The 23,935-nt window shown below is 54.7% G+C and carries 20 protein-coding genes and 1 pseudogene; 11 read left to right on the top strand and 10 right to left on the bottom strand.

Going from position 1 to position 23,935, the window contains the following annotated elements:
• The first annotated feature begins 135 nt into the window (after positions 1-135).
• Positions 136-645: an SOS-induced cell division inhibitor SulA gene (gene sulA, locus SK50_RS10430; RefSeq protein ID WP_026094322.1), complete on the top strand. Its 510-nt coding sequence runs from the start codon at positions 136-138 to the stop codon at positions 643-645.
• Positions 646-1,001: 356 nt separating this feature from the next.
• Entirely contained in the window at positions 1,002-2,054 is a 1,053-nt protein-coding gene (ompA, locus tag SK50_RS10425; protein WP_017694761.1) for a porin OmpA, read from the top strand.
• A 65-nt stretch (positions 2,055-2,119) separates the two neighbouring features.
• Here ompA and matP read toward each other — a convergent pair whose 3' ends face one another.
• Positions 2,120-2,572 carry a macrodomain Ter protein MatP gene (matP, locus tag SK50_RS10420; protein WP_006809347.1) on the bottom strand — a complete coding sequence of 151 codons (453 nt, stop codon included), beginning with the start codon at positions 2,570-2,572 and terminating at the stop codon, positions 2,120-2,122.
• A gap of 186 nt (positions 2,573-2,758) precedes the next feature.
• Here matP and SK50_RS10415 point away from each other — a divergent pair, with 186 nt between their 5' ends.
• Both SK50_RS10415 and fabA read left to right on the top strand, forming a co-directional pair.
• On the top strand, positions 2,759-4,519 hold the full coding sequence (locus SK50_RS10415; protein ID WP_048229389.1) for an AAA family ATPase: 1,761 nt from the start codon (positions 2,759-2,761) through the stop codon (positions 4,517-4,519).
• Positions 4,520-4,587: 68 nt separating this feature from the next.
• Positions 4,588-5,106: a bifunctional 3-hydroxydecanoyl-ACP dehydratase/trans-2-decenoyl-ACP isomerase gene (gene fabA / locus SK50_RS10410; RefSeq protein ID WP_000227926.1), complete on the top strand. Its 519-nt coding sequence runs from the start codon at positions 4,588-4,590 to the stop codon at positions 5,104-5,106.
• 71 nt (positions 5,107-5,177) lie between these two features.
• Here the strand turns inward: fabA and rmf are convergent, their stop codons facing one another.
• From rmf to rlmKL, 6 genes are all read right to left on the bottom strand, one after another.
• Positions 5,178-5,345: a ribosome modulation factor gene (gene rmf / locus SK50_RS10405; protein ID WP_003858162.1), complete on the bottom strand. Its 168-nt coding sequence runs from the start codon at positions 5,343-5,345 to the stop codon at positions 5,178-5,180.
• 254 nt (positions 5,346-5,599) lie between these two features.
• On the bottom strand, positions 5,600-6,166 hold the full coding sequence (gene pqiC, locus SK50_RS10400; RefSeq protein ID WP_015570900.1) for a membrane integrity-associated transporter subunit PqiC: 567 nt from the start codon (positions 6,164-6,166) through the stop codon (positions 5,600-5,602).
• Positions 6,163-7,803 carry an intermembrane transport protein PqiB gene (gene pqiB / locus SK50_RS10395; RefSeq protein WP_015570901.1) on the bottom strand — a complete coding sequence of 547 codons (1,641 nt, stop codon included), beginning with the start codon at positions 7,801-7,803 and terminating at the stop codon, positions 6,163-6,165. Before pqiB ends, pqiC begins: the two co-directional genes overlap by 4 nt.
• A 4-nt stretch (positions 7,804-7,807) precedes the next feature.
• Positions 7,808-9,061, bottom strand: coding sequence for a membrane integrity-associated transporter subunit PqiA (gene pqiA / locus SK50_RS10390; RefSeq protein WP_023303400.1), 1,254 nt, complete (start codon positions 9,059-9,061; stop codon positions 7,808-7,810).
• 13 nt (positions 9,062-9,074) lie between these two features.
• Entirely contained in the window at positions 9,075-10,982 is a 1,908-nt protein-coding gene (locus tag SK50_RS10385) for an ABC transporter ATP-binding protein (RefSeq protein WP_045344709.1), read from the bottom strand.
• Between the two features lie 12 nt (positions 10,983-10,994).
• Positions 10,995-13,103 (bottom strand): bifunctional 23S rRNA (guanine(2069)-N(7))-methyltransferase RlmK/23S rRNA (guanine(2445)-N(2))-methyltransferase RlmL, encoded by a 2,109-nt coding sequence (gene rlmKL / locus SK50_RS10380; protein ID WP_040118285.1) that lies wholly within the window; start codon positions 13,101-13,103, stop codon positions 10,995-10,997.
• A gap of 98 nt (positions 13,104-13,201) precedes the next feature.
• Here rlmKL and SK50_RS10375 point away from each other — a divergent pair, with 98 nt between their 5' ends.
• Positions 13,202-14,311 carry a YcbX family protein gene (locus SK50_RS10375; RefSeq protein ID WP_017384813.1) on the top strand — a complete coding sequence of 370 codons (1,110 nt, stop codon included), beginning with the start codon at positions 13,202-13,204 and terminating at the stop codon, positions 14,309-14,311.
• On the opposite strand, the gene zapC is transcribed toward SK50_RS10375, so the two are convergent.
• Positions 14,308-14,850 (bottom strand): cell division protein ZapC, encoded by a 543-nt coding sequence (zapC, locus tag SK50_RS10370; protein ID WP_015570906.1) that lies wholly within the window; start codon positions 14,848-14,850, stop codon positions 14,308-14,310. The genes SK50_RS10375 and zapC overlap by 4 nt on opposite strands.
• A 166-nt stretch (positions 14,851-15,016) precedes the next feature.
• On the bottom strand, positions 15,017-16,027 hold the full coding sequence (gene pyrD, locus SK50_RS10365; protein ID WP_015570907.1) for a quinone-dependent dihydroorotate dehydrogenase: 1,011 nt from the start codon (positions 16,025-16,027) through the stop codon (positions 15,017-15,019).
• 249 nt (positions 16,028-16,276) lie between these two features.
• Between pyrD and ssuE the strand changes: the two genes are divergently transcribed.
• The 5 genes from ssuE to ssuB are packed head-to-tail and all read left to right on the top strand — an operon-like array spanning position 16,277 to position 20,517.
• Positions 16,277-16,852, top strand: a complete 576-nt coding sequence (gene ssuE / locus SK50_RS10360) for an NADPH-dependent FMN reductase (protein ID WP_003858180.1) — start codon at positions 16,277-16,279, stop codon at positions 16,850-16,852.
• Positions 16,845-17,807, top strand: coding sequence for a sulfonate ABC transporter substrate-binding protein (locus SK50_RS10355; RefSeq protein ID WP_023303399.1), 963 nt, complete (start codon positions 16,845-16,847; stop codon positions 17,805-17,807). Before ssuE ends, SK50_RS10355 begins: the two co-directional genes overlap by 8 nt.
• Positions 17,804-18,949 carry an FMNH2-dependent alkanesulfonate monooxygenase gene (gene ssuD / locus SK50_RS10350; protein WP_045344710.1) on the top strand — a complete coding sequence of 382 codons (1,146 nt, stop codon included), beginning with the start codon at positions 17,804-17,806 and terminating at the stop codon, positions 18,947-18,949. Before SK50_RS10355 ends, ssuD begins: the two co-directional genes overlap by 4 nt.
• A 9-nt stretch (positions 18,950-18,958) precedes the next feature.
• The gene (gene ssuC / locus SK50_RS10345) at positions 18,959-19,750 is read left to right on the top strand and encodes an aliphatic sulfonate ABC transporter permease SsuC (RefSeq protein ID WP_045333940.1); all 792 of its coding nucleotides are present in this window, start codon (positions 18,959-18,961) and stop codon (positions 19,748-19,750) included.
• Complete coding sequence (gene ssuB / locus SK50_RS10340; RefSeq protein ID WP_045344711.1) at positions 19,747-20,517, top strand: aliphatic sulfonates ABC transporter ATP-binding protein; 771 nt, start codon at positions 19,747-19,749, stop codon at positions 20,515-20,517. The genes ssuC and ssuB overlap by 4 nt, the downstream gene beginning before the upstream one ends.
• 100 nt (positions 20,518-20,617) lie before the next feature.
• On the opposite strand, the gene pepN is transcribed toward ssuB, so the two are convergent.
• Positions 20,618-23,230 carry an aminopeptidase N gene (gene pepN, locus SK50_RS10335; protein WP_015570910.1) on the bottom strand — a complete coding sequence of 871 codons (2,613 nt, stop codon included), beginning with the start codon at positions 23,228-23,230 and terminating at the stop codon, positions 20,618-20,620.
• 415 nt (positions 23,231-23,645) lie between these two features.
• Between pepN and SK50_RS10330 the strand changes: the two are divergent.
• A pseudogene (locus tag SK50_RS10330) lies at positions 23,646-23,890 on the top strand (DinI-like family protein).
• Positions 23,891-23,935 lie beyond the last annotated feature (45 nt).

Genomic DNA, 23,935 nt, shown 5'->3' with positions numbered 1-23,935 from the left:
CGTTGGGCAAGATGATTTTTTCAGGTTCACCAGGAATGGATGAAATTTGCGAGTCGCTTTCCGAAAATGAGGTTGATCTTTATGCACACAGGGGTTACTGTATATCCATACAGTAACTACAGGGCTGGAATGAATATGTACACTTCAGGCTATGCAAATCACTTAACACCTTCCACTTCTGCCGCAGGCAATGCTGCGCAGAATTCTATCGGGCGTGTATCGACAGGGCTTATCAGTGAAGTGGTTTACCGTGAAGACCAGCCGCTGTTAACACAACTCTTACTCCTGCCGCTTTTGCAGCAGCTCGGGCAACAGTCTCGCTGGCAGCTCTGGCTGACGCCACAGCAAAAATTAAGTCGTGAATGGGTTCAGTCGGCTGGCCTGCCGTTAGCGAAGGTGATGCAGATTAATCAACTCTCCCCTTGCGATACGGTCGAGTCGATGGTCCGGGCATTACGTACCGGGAACTATAGCGTCGTGATTGGGTGGTTGCCGGAGGATCTGTCGCAAGAGGAACATTTGCGTCTGACTGAAGCGGCTGAAGAAGGTAACGCGATGGGTTTCATCATGCGGCCGGTTCGTGGAGATTCCTATCGCAGAGGACAACATCCCGGGCTAAAAATTCACTCAAATGTGTACCATTGAGTCATTTTAAGAGTTTTCCTGGAATTTTTTTCGACCGCAGTATGCAAAAAAAGTTCAACGCGCCAAAACTGCGGCAAGGCTTGTCTGACGCGGTTCTCGTTAATTTTACTGCACAAAATTCGTTCAAAAATTGTTAAATATTAGGTATACGGAACTTTTTTTTTCATATGCCTGACGGACTTCACACTTGTAAGTTTTCAGCTACGTTGTAGACTTTACATCGCCAGGGGTGCTCGGCCTAAGCCGAAGATATCGGTAGGTTTATATTTGACCACGCCCCCCGGTGAAGGATTTAACCGTGATTCCTCCGATGGAGATATTCATGGCAAATTTTGGATGATAACGAGGCGCAAAAAATGAAAAAGACAGCTATCGCGATTGCAGTGGCACTGGCTGGCTTCGCTACCGTAGCGCAGGCCGCTCCGAAAGATAATACCTGGTATGCAGGTGGTAAACTGGGCTGGTCTCAGTTCCATGACACCGGTTGGTACAACAGCAGCCTGAACAACGATGGCCCTACTCACGAGAGCCAGCTGGGTGCAGGTGCGTTCGGTGGCTATCAGGTTAACCCGTATGTTGGCTTTGAAATGGGTTACGACTGGTTAGGTCGTATGCCTTACAAAGGCGACAACGTAAATGGCGCTTTCAAAGCTCAAGGCGTACAGCTGACCGCAAAACTGGGTTACCCAGTGACTGACGATCTGGACGTGTACACCCGTCTGGGCGGCATGGTATGGCGTGCAGACTCCAGCAACAGCATCGCTGGTGACGACCACGACACTGGTGTTTCCCCAGTATTCGCTGGTGGCGTTGAGTGGGCAATGACCCGTGACATCGCTACCCGTCTGGAATACCAGTGGGTTAACAACATCGGTGACGGTGCTACCGTTGGCGTTCGTCCAGACAACGGCATGCTGAGCGTTGGTGTTTCTTACCGTTTCGGTCAGCAGGAAGATGCGCCAGTCGTAGCTCCAGCTCCGGCTCCGGCTCCAGAAGTACAGACCAAGCACTTCACTCTGAAGTCTGACGTTCTGTTCAACTTCAACAAAGCTACCCTGAAACCAGAAGGTCAGCAGGCACTGGATCAGCTGTACACCCAGCTGAGCAACCTGGATCCTAAAGACGGTTCTGTAGTGGTTCTGGGCTTCACCGACCGTATCGGTTCTGACGCTTACAACCAGGGTCTGTCTGAGAAACGTGCTCAGTCTGTAGTTGATTACCTGGTATCTAAAGGTATCCCAGCTAACAAGATCTCCCCACGTGGTATGGGCGAATCTAACCCAGTTACCGGTTCTACCTGTGACAACGTGAAACCACGCGCTGCACTGATCGACTGCCTGGCACCAGATCGTCGCGTAGAGATCGAAGTTAAAGGTATCAAAGACGTTGTAACTCAGCCTGCGGCATAAGTTATCGTCTTATAAAAAAACCCCGCGATGCGGGGTTTTTTATTATCTGAAGAAAAGTAAAAAGCTTATTTTTTACCTAACAGTGCCTGTAGATCGTTCTTCAGCGTCGACATCTGGCTGGCATACTTCTCTTTGTGCTCGGCATCTTCAATCAGCTGCACCACCGTTTCCGACAGGGTTTTTCCGCGCCGCTGCGCAAGCCCGGCCAGACGCTGCCAGACCATGAACTCCAGGTCGATCGATTTCTTACGGGTGTGCTGATGCTCGGCATTGAAATGCCGTTTACGACGAGCACGGATAGTTTGCTTCATCCGGTTTAACAAGGCCGGATTAATGTGTTTCTCAATCCAGCCGTTGACCTGTACCGGTTCGTTTTCGAGGGTCAGCAACATATCCACAGCTTCTTGTGCCGCGCTGGCTTCGATGTAGCAGGTGATCAGCTCCCCTTCACGGTGCTTTTTGACCAGGTACTTCCATTTCCAGCCGCTTTCGAGGTTTTCCAGTTGTTGATATTTCATTGCGATCTCAGTGTTACCGTGTAACTCTGTTCAGAATATCAGTTTTTTGGCAATCTGCTGAAAAGAAATCATATCCTGTGAAACGCCGCAGGCGATCCGCATGACGAAAACCCGAATCCTGATTGGGCAGAGTGCGCCGCTTACGGTATACTCCACGGTTTTACTTCTGACTAAAAAACATCAACTTTGACCATTACGAAACTTGCATGGCGTGACCTGGTTCCGGATACCGAGAGCTATCAGGAGCTGTTTGCACAGCCAGACCTCACAAAAGAACACGAATTCATACTTAGCGATACACAACCGCGTTTGCATTACGCGCTGGAGCAGATGTCATCCCCATGGGCTACATCTCCTTTTATGCTGCTCAAAGCCCCGGAAGAAGCCGAGTATCTGACGCTTCTCGGTGATGCCATGCGCCAGTTGCATCCAAAAACGAATGCCGTTTTTGGTGGTCAGTACCATATTGCCGGACGTGACGTGACCTTCGAACCTGCCACGCAGGCAGACGGACAATTCGCTGCAAAAGGCGAAGTGATCACCGCCAACTGGGTGGAAGCAGAACAGCTGTTCGGCTGCCTTCGTCAGTTCAATGGCGATGTGTCACTGCAACCCGGTCTGGTACACCGCGCGAACGGTGGTGTGTTGCTCATCTCCCTTCGCACCCTGCTCGCACAGCCTCTGCTGTGGATGCGCCTGAAAACGGTGGTGATGCAGCAACGTTTTGACTGGATAGGCTACGACGATTCACGTCCGCTGCCTGTTTCCATTCCGTCTATGCCGCTGTCGCTGACCGTCGTGCTGACGGGTGACCGTGAATCTCTGGCTGATTTCCAGGAAATGGAGCCAGAACTCGCGGAGCAGGCGGTTTACAGTGAATTTGAAGACAATATTCAGATCGCCGATGCCGATGACATGGCGCAGTGGTGTCAGTGGGTTATGGCCGTGGCGGAACGTTTCGCGCTGCCCTCGCCTGCCGAGGATGCGTGGCCGGGCTTAATCCGCGAGGCCGTACGCTACACTGGCGATCAGGAAACCCTGCCGCTCTGCCCGCTCTGGATCGGTAAACAGCTGCGTGAAGTGGGCGTTATCAGCGGCAACGGTCCGTTTACTGGTGAGCAGCTTAGCCAGATGCTGGCCCAGCGTGAATGGCGTGAAGGTTATCTTGCTGACCGTATGCAGGATGAAATTCTGCTGGAACAGATTCTGGTGGAGACCGAAGGCGAACGTATCGGGCAAATCAACGCCTTGTCCGTCATCGAGTTCCCCGGACACCCGCGCGCCTTTGGCGAGCCTTCCCGTATCAGCTGTGTCGTGCACATTGGTGACGGCGAATTTACCGATATCGAACGCAAGGCCGAACTGGGCGGAAACATTCATGCCAAAGGCATGATGATCATGCAGGCATTCCTGATGTCTGAACTTCAGCTGGAGCAGCAGATCCCCTTCTCTGCCTCGTTGACCTTTGAGCAGTCCTACAGTGAAGTCGACGGCGACAGCGCCTCGATGGCAGAGCTGTGCGCCGTGATCAGCGCGCTTGCAGACGTACCGATTAATCAGAATATTGCGATTACCGGTTCCGTAGATCAGTTTGGTCGTGCTCAACCGGTGGGTGGACTGAATGAGAAAATCGAAGGCTTCTTTGCTATCTGCCAGCAGCGCGGTTTAAACGGCAAACAGGGCGTGATTATTCCGGCGCCTAACGCTCGCCATTTGAGCCTGAGCCAGGCGATTCTGGATGCGGTAGAGCAGGAACAATTCGCCGTCTGGGCCATCGAAGGGGTTGAGGATGCTCTACCCTTACTGACAAACCTGGCCTGGGACGGCGAAGGCCAGACAACCCTGATGCAGACAATTCAGGAACGTATAGCTCAGGCGACACAGCAGGATGCTCGTCATCGTTATCCGTGGCCGTTACGCTGGTTAAGTTGGTTTAGTGCTAACTGATCGGACTTGTTCAGCGTACACGTGTTAGCTATCCTGCGTCCTTCACTAAAATAAGGCTTACTGAGAACATGGTAGATAAACGCGAATCCTATACTAAAGAAGACCTTCTTGCCTCTGGTCGCGGTGAACTGTTTGGTGCGAAAGGCCCGCAGTTACCGGCCCCAAATATGCTGATGATGGACCGTGTCGTGAAAATGACCGAAACCGGCGGCAACTTTGATAAGGGTTACGTAGAAGCAGAACTCGATATCAACCCGGACCTGTGGTTCTTCGGTTGCCACTTTATTGGCGATCCGGTAATGCCTGGCTGCCTGGGCCTCGATGCCATGTGGCAGCTGGTTGGCTTCTATCTGGGCTGGCTTGGCGGTGAAGGTAAAGGCCGTGCGCTGGGCGTAGGCGAAGTGAAATTCACCGGTCAGGTTCTGCCTACCGCGAAGAAAGTCACCTACCGTATCCATTTCAAACGCATCGTTAACCGCCGCCTGATTATGGGCCTGGCGGACGGTGAAGTGCTGGTAGATGGTCGTCTTATCTATACTGCGAACGACCTGAAAGTGGGTCTGTTCCAGGATACCTCCGCTTTCTGATAACGGCATTTAGCCCCTTCCAGAAAGGCGAAACCTCCGCATTGCGGAGGTTTCTTTTTAAAGAGACGGTATCAAGCAAGTACTGCCCTGTCTCCGATGGCTTCTCGCCAGCCCCCTAGCCATTGGGACCTTTGATTCAGGGCCTGATAGGGACACATTTCTTTTGAACGTCCGGCGATGCCAGCCTGATAACCACGTTGATGAGCCCTTTCCAGGCGATCTCGTTTCTGTCTCTTCATGCCTCGTTTCCCTCATTCTTTTGTCTGGTGGAAAGAAAACAGTGATTGCAATATGTGCAAGCACAGTTAACGAATACCCCGAATCGGCGTCAGCGTCAACGTTCAAAATTCATACGGGTGTCATATTTGTGAGCTACATGGAAGATCGTTTGTACAAAAAATGTGACGCGGGACAAGTAACAAACTGAACATAAAACGAAAAAAAAGCCGCAATCAGCAAGAAGCTGAGTGCGGCTTTCGTCGATGAATTTTACTTATGGCAGCCGGGAAATCTCTCTTGCGATAGCAGCCGACTCCTGTGCCCACCCCTGCGCAAGCACTTTCACCATTTCGTCATAGCCATCTTTCTGCTGCTTCAGTTCCAGATGGAAAGGACGCTTAATCAGCTGGCCCTGATGATTCAAGAGCCACTCCCCGCTGATAACAACCGCACCATCATAGCGGCCATGGAATCCCGTCACGTTAACATTCAGGGTATCCTGATCGCTTCCCAGAGGCTGCGAGGCGACTACCCAACCAGGGAGCTGGCTGCTCAGATTCGCCACCAGCGTATTGCGTAGCTGCTGATCCAGCGGGCTGGCCCACAGGTTATTGTTGGCGATAACGTACTGCACATCGCTGGTCTGGTAGACCACCCCGTTGCCCGCCAGATAATCTGGCACGGCAACCTGTTCAACCCACAGCAGACGGCTGCCCTGCGAGCTGCTACTCTGCGCACCGGATTGCGCGCTTAACGGCAACTGGTAGTAGCTTTTGTTATCGCTTCCAGAGCTACAGGCCGTTAATACCAGTGCGCCTGCGATGATTAGCCATTTTTTCATTGTTTCGCCCTCTTAGGCTCAGGATCCTTTTTGTCTTTCGCTTCAAACACCAGCGCGTTGCTCTTTTCATTGAGCGTTTTCAGAACGGGCTGTAGCTCGCGTAAAACCTGATCAAGACGTTGCATATCCGCCACCATCTTGTTGTAAGCCGCTGAGCCCGGCTGGAAGCCCTGCATACTGCGATTCAGTTCGCGCAACGTTTTCTGCATATCCTGCGGCAGCTGCTGCATGGACTGGTTGGCGGTGATCTTGTTGATATTATCCAGCGTGGTTTGCAGACGTTGCATCGTCGCCTGGCTCTGATGCAGTGATCCCGTCGCGGCCTCAAGCATTGGATTCAGCGGCAGATTGTTGATCTTATCCAGTGTTTCCATCAGGCGCTGTTGGATCTGCGCCAGGCCACTGCTGACCGTAGGAATGATTTTGTAGCCGCCAAATTCACGGATCCCCGTCATTGGTGGCGCTTTTGGATAGAAGTCCATATCGACATATAACGCCCCTGTGACCAGGTTGCCAGTTTTCAGCGAGCCACGCAGACCGCGATTCATCAGATCGCTGATATGCTCCCCAATATCCTGGTCCTCGCCTATCTGGTTAATCAAACGCTCAGGCTCAATGCGGATCAGCACCGGAATACGATAATCATCATCAAGCATCTGCTTGAGTCCCGGAACAAAGTAAGGCACTTGTCCCACGGTCCCCAGACGGATACCGCGGAACTCAACTGGCGCCCCAGGCTGCAAGCCGCGTACAGAGTCCTTAAAGAACATCAGGTAGTCGATGTGATCGGTATAGAGCGCATCCTGAATGCTTTTTTGATCGTCAAACAGCCTGAAGGCGGTTTTCTCCGCCACCGGTTGTCCCAGATCTATACCTTCCGGCACATCAAAACTGACGCCCCCACCAAACAGCGTGGTGAGTGAACCCATCTCAACGCGCATCCCCGCAGAGGTCAGATCCACCGCGATCCCGCTGTCTTTCCAGAAGCGAACGTTGCTGGTCACCAGGCGGTCATTAGGCGCATTGATAAAAAGCTGATAGCTGATGGTCCGTTTTTGCGGATCGAAGGTGCTTGTTTCAACCGAACCGACGCGATACCCACGGAACAGCACCGGATCGCCCGGCGAGAGCTGGCCCGCTTTTTTGCTGTCCAGAATAACGCGGATCCCTTTTGCATCCGGTGGCGCAAGCGGCGGTGAATCCAGCAGCTGATAGTTTGCTGGCTGGGCGCCTTTGTTGCCGGGCTGGAGTTCGATGTAGGCCCCTGACAATAGCGTCCCTAAGCCGCTGATCCCTTCTCTTCCGACCTGCGGTTTCACTACCCAAAAAACAGAATCTTCATGGAGCAGTTTTTCCATGCCGGCATTCAGGCGGGCCTTGATTTCAACATGGGTTAAATCATCCGTCAGGGTCGCGCTTTCCACGACACCCACATCCACGCTGCGGCTCTTGATGGTGGTTTTTCCGCCCTCAATCCCCTCTGCATTGGTGGTAATTAGCGTGACTTCCGGTCCCTGATGGCTGTAATGATAAAACAGGATCCATGCACCGATCAGCGCGGTCACGATGGGGAAAATCCACACCGGCGACCAGTTTCTGACCTTCTGCACTTTAGCCTCTCCACTCTTATTTTCCATGCTCTTACTCTTCCTCATGGCTTGAATCGGGCTCACGATCCCACGATAAACGAGGGTCGAAGGTCATGGCCGCAAACATGGTCATAATGACGACCAACGCAAACATCAGCGCCCCCATAGCGGGATAAATACTCATCAGCCCCCCCATACGCACCAGCGCTGAGAGAACCGCAATCACGAACACGTCAATCATCGACCAGCGGCCAACAAATTCCACGACCTCATAAATCAGATGCATACGCTCGCTGTCTCGCTTACCGTGCCCTTTTGCATCCCAGCAAAGCCAGGCAATGGCAATCATCTTTAAGGTCGGAACCATAATACTGGCGAGGAATATGACGCCTGCTACAGGGTAAGACCCCTCGCTCCACAGCAAAATCACCCCGGCCAGTATGGTCGAGGGCATTCTGTCGCCGAGCAGATCGGTGATCATGATCGGCAAGATATTGGCGGGCAGATAGAGCATGACAGAGGTCACCAGCAGCGCCATGGTCCATTGCAGGCTATTTTTACGCCGGACGTGACCTTTTGTTTCACAGCGCGGGCACACCTCGACATCCGCGGGCAGCACGGCGGTGCAGCACGAGCAGGAGCGAAGCCCCTGACGGATACCCGGTACGCCCACCTTTACCGTCTGCGAGAGCGTAGGCGCCGGGGCAATATCGTCCCAGGCCCAGCGTCGGTCCACGCACTGGAACGCGCGCAGTTGTAGCACGCAGTACAGACACCACGGAATAAAGCTGCTGCCAATCCCCACATCGCCGTAGGCCATCAGCTTCACGAAACTGACCAGGATACCCGCGAGAAAAATTTCCGCCATCCCCCAGCTTTTCAACTGGAACAGGATCCGCGCGAGTTTGATTTTAAGGACAGTGGGCATCCTGACGCGGTTGACCAGCAGCAGAATGACGACCAGGCAAAAAGCCGGGACGATCTGCACGAAAAGAAGAAAGAAGGTGCCAAGGCTGGCGTAATCTTCCGAGAACATCACGCCTGGTATTTCCAGTAAATCCACCTGGCTGGTCATCCCGCCCACTTTCATATAGATGAAAGGGAAGAGATTGGAGAGCAGTAACATGAATAAGGCTGCCAGCGCATAAGCCGTAGGACGCTGCCTTGGCGCGTCCCACTCGGTCGTCAGCGCAGCGCCGCAGCGCGGGCAGGCAGCCTTATGTCCGTGACCAAGCTCTGGCAACGCCACGAGCATATCGCATTGCGAGCATAATATATGCCGATCGGCATGGTGCTGGTCACACATAGATTATCCCTGTTTATGCGCCGTTTTTCAGAGACTCAAGGTACTCCCAGCGCTCAAATGCCTCTTCCAGCGCCTGTTCAGCCTGGGAGAGTTCAGCCAATACTTTCTGAGTATAGTCGTGAGGCTGCGTAAAGAATGACGCATCAGCGACCTGGATTTGCAGTGCTTCCAGTGCAGCTTCCAGCTCTTCCAGACGCTGCGGCAGCCCTTCCAGCTCGCGCTGCAAGTTATAACTCATTTTAGCAGGAGACTTTTTGACAGTTTCTGCCTTTGCAACAACAGGTTCAGCGACATTTTTGGTCTTCGCCTGTTTTTGCGCCAGCGACTGCGATTGCTGTCCACGCGCGTCATGATAGCCGCCCACATATTGCCCGATGCGCCCTTTGCCTTCGAAGATCCAGCACTCGGTCACGGTGTTATCGACAAACTGACGATCGTGGCTGACCAGCATTACGGTTCCCTGATAACCATCAATCAACTCTTCCAGCAGTTCCAGCGTTTCGACATCCAGATCGTTAGTCGGTTCATCGAGAATCAATAAGTTACTGGGTTTCAGGAACAGACGCGCCAGCAAAAGACGGTTACGCTCTCCCCCGGACAGCGCGCGCACCGGCGTCATAGCGCGTTTCGGGTGGAACAGGAAGTCCTGAAGGTAGCCCAGCACGTGACGCGGCTTGCCATTAACCATGACCTCCTGTTTACCCTCGGCGAGGTTATCCATCACCGTACGGTCTGGATCCAGCTCGGCGCGGTGCTGGTCGAAGTACGCCACTTCCAGTTTGGTACCGCAGTGGATACGACCGCTGTCGGCCTGAAGCTGACCGAGCATCAGTTTCAGCAGTGTGGTTTTACCGCACCCGTTCGGGCCGATCAGCGCAATTTTGTCGCCGCGCTGAACCTGAGCGGAGAAACCGTTCACCAGCACTTTGCCGTCAACCGAATAATTCACGTTCTCCATTTCGAAGACAATCTTGCCCGAGCGGGACGCCTCTTCCACCTGCATTTTGGCGCTACCCATGACTTCGCGGCGTTCGCTACGTTCGCGGCGCATCGCCTTCAGGGCGCGAACGCGGCCTTCGTTACGGGTACGACGCGCTTTAATGCCCTGACGGATCCATACCTCTTCCTGGGCCAGCTTGCGGTCGAACTCGGCGTTTTGCAGCTCTTCCACGCGCAGGTTTTCTTCTTTCTCCAGCAGATAGGTATCGTAATCGCCCGGATAGGTCACCAGCTTGCCGCGATCGAGATCGACAATGCGCGTGGCCATGTTGCGGATGAACGAACGGTCGTGGGAGATGAAGATAATGGTACCGTTAAAGGTTTTCAGGAACCCTTCCAGCCAGTCAATCGCTTCGATATCCAGGTGGTTCGTCGGTTCGTCCAGCAGCAGCACCTTAGGCCCGCTCACCAGGGCACGACCCAGCGCCGCTTTACGCAGCCAGCCGCCGGAGAGCGCCGACAGCTCCATATCCGCTTCCAGGCCAAGCTGGGCCAGCACTTCGTTAATGCGGTTTTCCAGCTGCCACAGACCGTGGTGATCGAGCATCTCCTGCACTTTTGCCAGCTCGTTGAGATTCTTGTCGCTCGGGTCCGTCATCACCAGATGCGAAATCTCGTGGTAACGCTTGAGGTATTCCGCCTGCTCTGAAATCCCTTCGGCCACAAAATCGTACACGCTGCCGGTGACGTTACGCGGCGGATCCTGTTGCAGACGAGAGACGATCAGATCCTGCTCGTAAACAATACGGCCGTCATCCAGCCCCTGCTCACGGTTGAGGATTTTCATCAGCGTCGATTTACCTGCGCCGTTACGGCCCACCAGACAGACGCGCTCGTTATCTTCGATATGCAGCTCTGCATTATCGAGAAGCGGTGAGTCGCTGAAAGAGAGCCACGCGCCGTGCATACTAATTAAAGACATTTATTTTTCCTTTCAGACCGCGGAGATCAGCCAGCAGTTGTGGATTTGACGGTTACGGGCAAAGTCCTGAGACAGCGTTTTTTGGCTGATTTCTTGTGCTTTCAGTCCCAGTTCGGCCAGGCCGTCGTGATCCATGCGGAATCCGCGCTTGTTATTCGAGAACATAATGGTGCCGCCTTTACGCAGCAGACGCTTCAGGTCGGTCATCAGGCGCAGGTGATCGCGTTGAACATCAAAGCTATCCTCCATACGCTTGGAGTTAGAGAAGGTCGGCGGATCGATAAAGATCAGGTCAAACTGCTCGTCGGTATCGCGCAGCCAGCCCAGCACGTCGGCCTGTAACAGGCGATGCTGACGGCCGGTTAAGCCGTTAAGACGCAGGTTGCGCTCTGCCCACTCCAGATAAGTCCGGGACATATCTACCGTGGTGGTGCTACGCGCGCCGCCAAGCCCCGCATGAACGCTGGCGCTGCCGGTATAGGAGAAAAGGTTCAGGAAGTCTTTCCCCTTGCTCATCTGGCCCAGCATGCGGCGGGCGATACGGTGATCGAGGAACAGGCCGGTATCAAGGTAGTCGGTCAGGTTAACCCACAGGCGCGCGTTATATTCGCCCACTTCGAGAAAGTCGCCTTTCTCGCCCATCTTCTGATACTGATTTTTACCTTTCTGACGCTCACGGGTTTTCAGCACCAGCTTGTTTGGCGAAATGCCGAGTACGGCGATGGTGGCCGCAATCACATCCAGCATACGCTGACGCGCTTTTTGCGCATCGATAGTTTTCGGCGGGGCGTATTCCTGAACCACCACCCAGTCCGCATAGCGGTCAACCGCCACGTTGTACTCGGGCAGGTCAGCGTCGTACAGGCGATAACATTCGATGCCTTCTTGCTTCGCCCACTTCTCAAATTTCTTCAGGTTTTTGCGCAGGCGGTTGGCGTAATCTTCCGCCACGCCTGACGGTTTGCTATCCGCCGCTACCTCTGCCAGATGGTAGTTTTTCTGCACGCAGTCCAGCGGGCCGTTTTTCGCTTTGAACTGGCGATCGGCACGCAATTGCAGGCAGCTCAGCAGCTCCGGCGAGGCGCTAAACAGGGAGAGGTTCCAGCCGCCGAAATGCGCTTTCATGTTGCGGCCCAGCAGGCTGTGCAGTGCAATCAGCGCCGGCTCGCTGTCCAGACGCTCACCATACGGCGGGTTGCTGATCACCGTACCGTACGGGCCTTTTGGCAGCGGATTGGTCAGGTTCGCCACGTCCTTCACCTCGAAGGTCACCAGCTCGCCGATACCGGCACGACGGGCGTTGCTGCGCGCGCGTTCAATCACCCGTGCATCGCTGTCCGAACCGTAAAAGTGAGAGGTGTACTCCGCCAGCCCTTTACGGGCGCGGGTCTGCGCATCGTCTTTGACCTCTTTCCAGATGGCTTCATCGTGCTGCGCCCAGCCTTTGAAGCCCCAGTGGCCGCGGTGCAGCCCTGGCGCACGGTCGGTGGCCAGCATCGCGGCTTCAATCAGCAGCGTACCGGAACCGCACATCGGATCGAGCAGCGGCGTACCTGGCTGCCATCCGGAGCGCATCACGATAGCGGCAGCCAGCGTTTCTTTGATCGGCGCCATTCCGGTGCGATCGCGATAGCCGCGCAGATGCAGGCCTGCGCCACTCAGATCCAGGGAAATACTGGCCGTATCGCCGTTCAGCCAGACGTTGATACGCAGATCCGGGTTGTCACGGTCAACGTTCGGACGTTCTTTATTGCGACGCGTGAAGCAGTCCACAATGGCATCCTTAACGCGCAGGGCACCATACTGGCTGTTGCGGATCTCATCGTTGACGCCGTTGAAATGCACCGCAAAGGTAGCGTCCGGGGTGAAGATCTCTGTCCAGTCGATCATCTGTACGCCGGTGTAGAGATCAAGATCGCTGTAGACCTTGCACTCTTTCATCGGCAGCATGATGCGCGACGCCAGACGGCTCCACATCAGGCTCTGGTAAATAAGCCGCGTGTCGCCCTCAAAATGGACACCACCCTGAACCACCCGGCACTCTTTCGCGCCCAGGGCTTCCAGTTCAGTTTTTAACAGCTCTTCCAGCCCACGGGCCGTACTGGCAAACAGAGAATTCATATCGTCACTTTTACTCATAGAAAATTGTCGCGCATTATAGCTAATATGGCGTGTATGTCATAAAGTTGAAGGCTTATTTTCTTTAGCGGGAGTGTGCAGTGGCGACGTTATCCAGGCTTTTTATTCATCCGGTGAAATCCATGCGCGGCATCGGCGTCTCTCACGCGCTGGCCGATATGAGCGGATTCGCCTTCGATCGTATTTTTATGGTCACCGAGCCTGACGGTACGTTTATCACCGCACGTCAGTTCCCGCAGATGGTTCGCTTTACCCCTTCCCCGCTTCATGACGGGCTGCATTTGACTGCGCCGGACGGTTCAAGCGTCGTGATCCGCTTTGCTGATTTTGCGCCGCTTGATGCGCCAACGGAAGTGTGGGGCAATCATTTTACCGCGCGTATCGCGCCGGATAACATTAACCAGTGGCTGAGCGGCTTTTTCTCCCGTGACGTTCAGCTGCGCTGGGTTGGGCCTGCGCTGACCCGTCGCGTGAAGCGCCACGATGCGGTTCCTCTCTCCTTCGCGGATGGTTTTCCCTTCCTTCTGACCAGCGAGGCCTCGCTGCGTGATTTACAAAACCGTTGCAAAGCCAGCGTGCAGATGGAGCAATTTCGCCCGAATCTGGTGGTGACCGGAGCGAATGCCTGGGATGAAGATACCTGGAAAGTGATCCGCATCGGCAGCGTTATTTTTGATGTCGTGAAGCCGTGCAGCCGCTGTATTTTTACCACCGTCAGCCCGGAGAAAGGTCAGAAACACCCTTCCGGCGAACCGCTGAAAACCTTGCAGTCATTTCGTACCGCGCAGGATAACGGCGATGTCGACTTCGGCCAGAACCTGATCCCCCGCTCCAGCGGCGTGATCCGCGTGGGCGACGAGGTCGAAATTCTCACCCGCGGGCCTGCCAGGGTGTACGGCGCAGGTCAGGAAGAAGAGATGGTTGACGTTGTCACCAACGTCGCTTCCGCGGTGGATATTCACTGGGAAGGCAAAGTTATCCGTGGTAACAATCAGCAGGTGCTACTGGAACAGCTGGAGCAGGCAGGTATCCGCGTACCGTATTCCTGTCGCGCGGGGATTTGCGGATGCTGTCGCATTAAACTGGTCGATGGTGAAGTAAGTGCCCTGAAGAAATCTGCGATTGGCAGTGACGGCACGATCCTGTGCTGTAGCTGTGTCCCGAAAACATCCGTACAGCTGGAAGCTTAAACTGCCTGTTCAAGGCTGAAGGAATCAACGCGCAGCTGTGGCTTCAGCCTGTCATTCATCACTTTGATGGCATCACCTAACTGCATAACTCGCCCGGCAATGGTCACGCCGGGTTGGGCCAGCAAACAGAGCGCAGCGTTTTCACCGGGTTCAACCACCAGCAAATTCACCTCTTCTTCGGTATCGCTCAGATTGACGCTCGCCGCATCGCCGATAGCCGGGGTCCAGCACATGCCGTGGGCGAGAAAATGCCAGCTTTTCGGCATTTGCGGTTTCAGGAAACGGATCGCCACCAGCGCATTTAGTACCAGTTCAGCGCGCTGTTCTTTGGAGAGATCGAACTCGCGGCATTTTTCTTCAAAAGAGAAATAGAGTGCAGCGTCGTCAACGCAAAAGCCTGAGGGAGCAAACGCGTCTGGCGTTAACATTCGGCGCGCAAAACGAGAGCGAAACAACATGCCATTGGCTAAGTCGAGCATCATACGGTCATGCTCGTCACAAAAATACCAGCGCCAGTTATCGTCAGGTTTAATTCGCATGTTTCTCTCCCGTCCCCTAAACGTCCTGTACTAAAAATGTCCTGTTTGCCGCTTCGCTTATAACACTAGTAATAAAAGACTATAATGTTTAAATAAGCAACAATGACGGAATATAAAACAACCAGGGCTGGAAATAAAGCCCTGGTTGTCTGATTAAGAGAAAAGATTAGATATGCGTGACGATTTCTTTAATCAGCGGCGGCCCTTTAAAAATAAAGCCGGAATAAATTTGCACCAGCGATGCACCTGCCGCCATCTTCTCACGTGCAGCGATGACAGAGTCAATGCCACCCACGCCAATAATCGGCAGCTGACCTTTTAATTCTGCGGAGAGTGCGCGAATAATTTCGGTGCTTTTTAATTGTACCGGACGGCCACTTAATCCACCCGCTTCGTCACAGTTTTTCATTCCCTGAACGAGAGAGCGATCGAGTGTTGTATTGGTTGCAATCACACCATCAATATTATGGCGAACTAAACTGTCGGCAACCTGGATCAATTCTTCTGCCGAAAGATCCGGGGCGATCTTAACCGCGACCGGAACATATTTATGGTGGATCGCCTGTAGCGCCGTTTGTTTATTTTTAATGGCGCTAAGAAGATCGTCGAGCGCTTCGCCATATTGTAATGAACGCAGCCCTGGGGTGTTAGGCGAAGATATATTCACCGCAATATAACCGGCATAGGCATAGACTTTTTCCATACAAATCAGATAGTCATCTTTACCCTGCTCGACCGGCGTGTCTTTATTTTTGCCAATATTAATACCCAGCACGCCATCAAAATGGGCTTTCTTAACGTTCTCAACCAGATGATCGACGCCAAGGTTATTAAAGCCCATGCGGTTGATCAGCCCCTCGGCTTCAACCAGGCGAAACAGACGTGGCTTGTCATTTCCCGGCTGCGGACGCGGCGTCACCGTCCCGATTTCGATCGAGCCAAAGCCCATCGCACCGAGTGCATCAATGCATTCGCCATTTTTGTCCAGACCGGCCGCCAGGCCCAGTGGATTTTTGAAAGTCAGGCCCATGCACTGAACTGGTTTTTCCGGCACGTTTTGACGCACCAGCGCGGCCAGAGGCGTTCCTGTAATACGGCGTAACTGCTGAAATGTAAATTCATGAGCGCGCTCAGGATCGAGCTGGAAAAGGGCTTTACGAACGAAGGGGTAGTACATGAACTCTCCTGGATTCCCGGTGTGCAAACCGGGAGGGGATTATGTGCGATTCCGCCCGGAAAGGGAATTGACCTGTGGCAAAAAAAGCCACGTAAAACGCAATCGTTTACTTATCGGTTCGCTTCTTATGCATTTTTCTGCATTCATCCTGAGGATAAATCATTTAGTGGAATAACCACGCAATGTCACACTCCTGAAAATTGTTATGAATGTTAGATAAAAGCAAACAATTAGTTATAAGGAGCAACCATGCGCGTCATTACCCTGGCCGGAAGCCCCCGCTTCCCCTCTCGCTCCAGCGCACTGCTGGAATACGCTCGCGAAAAGCTTAATGCTCTGGATGTCGAAGTGTGTCACTGGAATTTGCACAATTTCGCGCCTGAAGATCTGCTCTACGCCCGTTTCGACAGCCCGGCGCTGAAAACCCTGATCGAACAACTTAAGAGTGCTGACGGGCTGGTCGTCGCGACACCGATTTATAAAGCCTCTTTTTCCGGCGCACTGAAAACGCTGCTCGATCTGCTGCCCGAACGCGCGCTGGACGGTAAGGTCGTCCTGCCGCTGGCCACAGGCGGTACGGTAGCTCATTTACTGGCGGTGGATTATGCCCTCAAGCCGGTTCTGAACGCGCTGAAAGCGCAGGAGATCCTGCATGGCGTCTTCGCTGACGACTCACAGGTAATCGACTACCAGCATAAACCCCATTTCACGCCGAATCTGCAAACCCGCCTCGACAGTGCGCTCGAAACCTTCTGGCACGCCCTGAACCGTCGGGATCGCCACGCGGCAGCATTTCATCAATCACAAGGAGTGGCGCATGTTTAAAACAGTTACCCGTATCGGGCTGGCAGGTCTGCTGGCAGTGGCGTCGCTGGCTCAGGCGGCGGAGAAAGCGCCGGAGAGCCTGCGTATCGGTTATCAGAAAGGCAGCGTCAGCATGGTGTTGGCGAAAAGCCATGCGTTGCTTGAGAAGCGTTTCCCGGAGACCAAATTCTCATGGGTCGAGTTCCCTGCCGGACCACAGATGCTGGAGGCGCTGAACGTCGGGAGTATTGATTTAGGCAGCACCGGCGATATCCCGCCGATCTTTGCGCAGGCTGCCGGGGCGGATCTGGTTTACGTTGGCGTTGAGCCCGCCAAGCCGAAGGCAGAGGTTATTTTGGTGCCGGAAAACAGCGAGATCAAAAGCGTCGCCGACCTCAAAGGCCATAAGGTTGCTTTCCAGAAAGGTTCAAGCTCGCACAACCTGCTGCTGCGCGCGTTGCAGGAGGCCGGCCTTAAATTCACCGATATCCAGCCCGTTTACCTGACGCCTGCCGATGCGCGCGCGGCGTTTCAGCAAAAAAATGTTGATGCCTGGGCTATCTGGGATCCGTACTACTCCGCCGCACTGTTGCAGGGCGGTGTGCGGGTGCTGAAAGACGGCACCACCCTGAAGCAGACCGGTTCGTTCTACCTGGCGGCACGTCCTTACGCTGAGAAAAATGGCGCATTTATTCAGCAGGTGCTGGATACCTTCTCTCAGGCCGATGCGCTGACCCAAAGCCAGCGTCAGCAGAGCATCACGCTGCTGGCAAAAACCATGGGCCTGCCTGAACCGGTGATCGCCACCTATCTTGACCACCGTCCTCCCACCACCATAGCACCGGTTGACGCCCACGTTGCCGCTCTCCAGCAGCAAACGGCAGACCTCTTTTATCAAAACCGCCTGGTTCCAAAGCAGGTGAATATTCGCGAACGCATCTGGCAACCCGCTGGCATTGAAGGAAAAAAATCATGAGTCTGAATCTTTTCTGGTTTTTACCCACCCACGGTGATGGACACTATCTTGGCACAGAAGAAGGCGCCCGCCCGGTCGATCACGGCTATCTACAGCAGATCGCCCAGGCGGCAGACCGCATCGGTTTTACCGGGGTACTGATCCCGACGGGCCGCTCGTGTGAGGATGCGTGGCTGGTTGCCGCGTCAATGATCCCCGTCACCCAGCGCCTGAAATTCCTGGTAGCCTTGCGCCCGAGCGTGGTGTCGCCAACCGTCGCGGCGCGTCAGGCGGCAACGCTGGACAGGCTTTCCAACGGCCGTGCGCTGTTCAACCTGGTGACGGGCAGCGATCCGCAGGAGCTGGCGGGCGATGGCGTCTTTCTCGATCATACCGAGCGCTATGAAGCCTCCGCAGAGTTCACCCGCGTCTGGCGACGTCTGCTGGAAGGGGAAACCGTCACCTTCGAAGGGAAACATATCCACGTTCGCAATGCGCAGCTCTACTTCCCGCCGGTACAGCAGCCGCGCCCTCCTCTCTATTTCGGCGGATCGTCGGACGTGGCGCAGGAGCTGGCGGCTGAGCAGGTCGATCTCTATCTGACCTGGGGCGAGCCACCGGAGCTGGTGAAAGAGAAAATTGCTCAGGTACGCGCTAAAGCCGCAGAACATGGCCGTACGGTACGCTTCGGCATTCGCCTGCACGTGATCGTCCGCGAAACCAACGACGAGGCCTGGCAAGCCGCCGACCGTCTGCTCGCTCATCTGGACGACGACACTATCGCTAAAGCACAGGCGGCGTTTGCCAAAACCGACTCCGTGGGCCAGCATCGGATGGCTTCCCTGCACAACGGCAAGCGTGAAAATCTTGAGATCAGCCCGAACCTGTGGGCCGGGGTAGGTCTGGTGCGCGGCGGCGCCGGCACGGCACTGGTCGGCGACGGTCCAACCGTAGCGGCACGCATTAATGAATACGCGGCGCTGGGGATCGGCAGCTTTATCCTGTCTGGCTACCCACATCTGGAGGAGGCGTACAAGGTGGGTGAACTGCTTTTCCCGCACCTGGATGTCGCTATCCCGGAAATTCCGCAGCCACGTCAGCTTCAGTTGCAGGGCGAAGCCGTGGCGAACGCGTTTATCCCGAGAAAAGTCGCGCAAAGCTAAGGAGCCACCATGTCTGCAACCGCACAAAAATGGCTGCTGCGCGCCGCGCCGTGGTTTCTGCCCGTCGGCATTGTCTTCGTCTGGCAACTGGCGTCTTCAACTGGCTGGCTGTCGAGCCGCATTTTGCCCTCTCCGGAGGGCGTTGTGGAAGCGTTCTGGTCGCTAAGCGCCAGCGGTGAGCTGTGGCAACATCTTGCCATCAGCTCCTGGCGCGCGGTAATTGGCTTTTCGATTGGCGGAAGCATCGGCCTGACGCTGGGGCTGATCAGCGGCCTGTCACGCTGGGGTGAGCGGCTACTGGATACCTCCGTTCAGATGCTGCGCAACGTGCCGCATCTGGCGCTTATTCCGCTGGTTATCCTGTGGTTTGGCATTGATGAGAGCGCCAAAATTTTCCTCGTGGCGCTGGGAACGTTATTCCCGATTTATATCAATACCTGGCATGGGATCCGTAATATCGATCGCGGTCTGGTGGAGATGGCCCGCAGCTATGGCCTGTCAGGTTTTGCCCTGTTTACCCATGTGATCCTGCCGGGCGCCCTGCCCTCCATTATGGTTGGGGTGCGTTTTGCGCTCGGCCTGATGTGGCTAACCCTGATCGTGGCGGAAACCATTTCGGCTAACTCCGGCATTGGTTATCTGGCGATGAACGCCCGCGAGTTCCTGCAAACGGACGTGGTGGTGGTTGCCATTATCCTTTATGCCCTGCTCGGCAAACTTGCGGACGTCAGCGCCCAGTGGCTGGAACGTAGCTGGCTGCGCTGGAACCCGGCCTACACCGCTCAGGAGGCGAAAGCATGAATACTGCACGACTGAACCAGGGAACACCGTTACTGCTGAACGGCGTGACCAAACGCTACGGCGACAACACCATTCTGAATGCACTGGATCTGCATATTCCTGCCGGACAGTTTGTGGCCGTTGTCGGCCGCAGCGGTGGCGGCAAGAGTACCCTGCTGCGTCTTTTAGCCGGGCTGGAAGCGCCAAATAGCGGTGACATTCTGGCAGGCACTACGCCGCTGGCCACGATTCAGGATGATACGCGCATGATGTTTCAGGACGCGCGTCTGCTGCCGTGGAAAGCGGTGATGGATAACGTCGGGCTGGGCCTGAAGGGCAGCTGGCGGGAGGACGCCCGGCAGGCACTCGCTGCGGTAGGGCTGGAGAATCGCGCGGGAGAGTGGCCTGCGGCCCTGTCGGGTGGACAAAAGCAGCGCGTAGCGCTGGCACGCGCGCTGATTCACCGTCCCGGCCTGTTGCTGCTTGATGAACCGCTCGGCGCGCTTGATGCGCTGACGCGGATCGAGATGCAGGATCTGATTGAAACCCTCTGGCAGACGCACGGCTTTACGGTGCTGCTGGTGACGCATGATGTCAGTGAAGCCGTGGCAATGGCAGACAGGGTGCTGTTAATAGAAGAGGGCAAAATTGGTCTGGATCTGACGGTAGATATTCCACGTCCTCGCCGCGTGGGATCGGCCAGACTGGCGGAGCTGGAAGCCGAAGTACTGGATCGGGTGATGAAACGTGGGGAAGCGGAGATTCAGCGGATAAAGGCTAATGCCTGATGCCCTCACCCCGGCCCTCTCCCACAGGGAGAGGGAGAAAACCGATGCCCCGCGACCCCACGTAGGCCCGGTAAGCGTAGCGCCACCGGGCTTTTTTACATCAGGCCAGCGCCTTAGCAATCTTCTCGTACAGATCGCCAGACAGATTTTCCAGCCCTTTCAGCTGCTCAAGCGCGGCGCGCATTTTCGCCTGACGCTGCGCATCGTAACGTTTCAGGCGGATCAGCGGCTCAATCAGACGAGACGCCACCTGCGGGTTACGGCTGTTCAGCTCGGTCAGCATTTCAACCATGAACTGATAACCGCTGCCGTCTTCGGCATGGAACGCGGCCGGGTTGCTGCTGGCGAAGGCACCAATCAGAGAGCGGACGCGGTTCGGGTTGCTCATGGTGAACGAACGGTGCTTCAGCAGGCTGCGTACTTTGCTGAGTACATCGGCTGCCGGGCTGGTGGCCTGAAGGATGAACCACTTGTCCATCACCAGACCATCCTGATGCCACTTGTCGTCGTACTCCTGCATCAGCGCATCGCGGCACGGTAGCTCGGCGGCAACGCTTGCGGCCAGCGCGGCCAGGGCATCCGTCATGTTATCGGCTTCGTGGTACTGCTTGCTGACCAGCGTGTTCGCCAGCTCTGCCTCACCAAACGCCAGATAGCGCAGGCAGGTATTGCGCAGGGAACGTTTACCGATATCCGCATGTTCCACCCGATACGCGTCCAGCTTGTTGGCGTTGTAAATGGCGAGGAACTCATCTGCCAGTTCGGTCGCCAGCGTGCGGGTCAGCGCTTCACGCACGGCGACGATGGCAATCGGGTCGATGATGTCAAACAGCTCGGCGATTTCAGTCGCAGAAGGCAGCGTTAAAATTTCAGCCGCCAGCGCCGGGTCAATGTTCTCATCCAGCAGGATGGCACGGAACGCGTCTGCCACATGAACCGGCAGCGTCAGCGGCTGGCCCTGCTGGTAACGGTTGACGTTCAGCTTGATGTAGGTCGCCAGCAGGCTTTGTGCCGCATCCCAGCGCGAGAAATCGTTGCGCGCGTGACGCATCAGGAACGTCAGCTGCTGATCGCTCCACTTATATTCGAGTTTCACCGGCGCGGAGAATTCGCACAGCAGGGCAGGAACGGGCTGGAAATAGACGTTATCGAAGATAAAGGTCTGCTCTGCCTGGGTCACGTTCAGCACGTTATGCACCGGGTGGCCGCCCTTCTGTAACGGGATCACGTTGCCTTCGTTGTCGTATAGCTCAACGCTGAACGGAATGTGCAGCGGATGTTTCTCTTCCTGCTCGGCCGTTGGCGGCGTGCGCTGGCTGATGGTCAGCGTGTACTGCTCGGTTTCCGGGTTGTAGTCGTCTTTGACCGTCACGATCGGCGTACCGGCCTGGCTGTACCAGCGGCGGAAATGAGACAGATCGACGTTAGAGGCGTCTTCCATCGCCTGAACAAAATCGTCGCAGGTGGCCGCACTGCCGTCGTGACGCTCAAAGTAAAGCTGCATCCCTTTCTGGAAATTCTCTTCACCCAGCAGGGTGTGGATCATACGGATAATTTCAGCGCCTTTTTCATACACCGTCAGGGTGTAGAAGTTATTCATCTCAATGACTTTATCCGGGCGGATCGGGTGCGCCATTGGGCTGGCATCTTCTGCAAATTGCAGACCACGCATGGTGCGCACGTTGTTGATGCGGTTCACCGCCCGCGATCCCAGATCGGAGCTGAACTCCTGATCGCGGAAGACGGTTAAGCCCTCTTTCAGGCTCAGCTGGAACCAGTCGCGACAGGTGACGCGGTTCCCGGTCCAGTTATGGAAATATTCGTGGCCGATAACGCGTTCGATATCGAGGTAATCTTTATCCGTGGCGGTATCGGTACGCGCCAGCACGTATTTAGAGTTAAAGATGTTAAGACCTTTATTCTCCATCGCGCCCATGTTGAAGAAATCGACCGCAACGATCATATAGATGTCGAGGTCATATTCGAGGCCAAAGCGCGTTTCATCCCACTTCATGGAGTTGATGAGGGAAGTCATTGCCCACGGTGCGCGGTCAAGGTTGCCACGGTCCACGAACAGCTCCAGCGCGACTTCACGGCCAGAGCGCGTTTTAAAGGTGTCGCGCAGGACATCGAAATCTCCCGCCACCAGCGCAAACAGATAGCAGGGTTTCGGGAACGGATCCTGCCACTGTACCCAGTGACGGCCATTCTCCAGTTCCCCTTCACCAATCCGGTTGCCGTTGGAAAGCAGGTACGGGTACAGCGTTTTGTCGGCAATAATTTTGGTGGTAAAGCGCGCCAGGACGTCCGGGCGATCCAGATACCAGGTAATGTGGCGGAAACCTTCGGCTTCACACTGGGTACACAGGGCTACGCCTGACTGGTAAAGTCCTTCCAGCGCGGTATTGGCGGCAGGGCTAATTTCATTCACGATGCGCAGGGTAAAGCGTTCCGGCAGGTTGTCGATGACCAGCTGGTTGCCTTCTTCTTTATAGTCTGACCAGGCTTCATCGTTAATATGCAGGGAAACCAGCGTCAGGTCTTCACCATCCAGACGCAGCGGCACGGCTGTCGCGCTCTGGCGCGTCACCTGGCTTACCGCCGTCACCACGGTTTTTGTGGCATCCAGGTCGAAAGTCAGATCGATATCGCTTATCAGGTATTCCGGCGCACGATAGTCGTGGCGGTATTTAGCTTGTGGCTGTTGTGTCATAGAAAACCTTATGCATCGTTTGTCGAGTAACGATTCAATATATTCCTGTTGTGTAAAACGCGCTATGCAGAATGTTCATCTTTTCAGGCACAACGCCCTTTTTAGCTACATTTTTATAATATGAACGCATAATTTTTAAAATCGATAAAAATCGTCCAGGAGCGCATTAAACAAGGGCTGAGCGAGAACGATGCAAAGCGAGATTTGCGAAGTTTAACGAACTTAACAAGGATTTTTTGCCCCACCCATGCCCCACGACTAATTTCACCAGAGAGCAGACACCATAAGGCTTGTAGACCATTCTTAACATCAAAAAACTTTCAAAGCTGAACTGATAATCCGCCAATTGACTTGACAGTCTTTAGTTCTGGGCTTTAGGGACTGTGTATTTAACCAGTGATTGGCAGTGACTATCATGCGTGTCGAGATCTGTATTGCCAAAAATAAAGCGAGGGCTTTGCCGAAAGACTCCATTAACGCGCTGACTCAGGAGCTGACAAAGCGCCTGAGTACGCATTATGAATACATAGAGATGATCGTCAAGACGGCAAGCAATGATGGCTTGTCCATTGTGTGGCTTAGAAAAAAGGGAATAAGACATATGTACAGGAAGTGTCACAAGAAGCGTTGGAAAGCGCAGATGACTGGTTTACAGGATGATTGAAATTCCTTAGAATCTTCGTCGGTTGCTCTTACATCAACAAC

This window comes from Enterobacter sp. BWH64 (genome assembly GCF_001037645.1).
Lineage (GTDB): Bacteria > Pseudomonadota > Gammaproteobacteria > Enterobacterales > Enterobacteriaceae > Enterobacter > Enterobacter hormaechei_C.
This window is presented reverse-complemented; position numbering and strand designations above follow the sequence as displayed.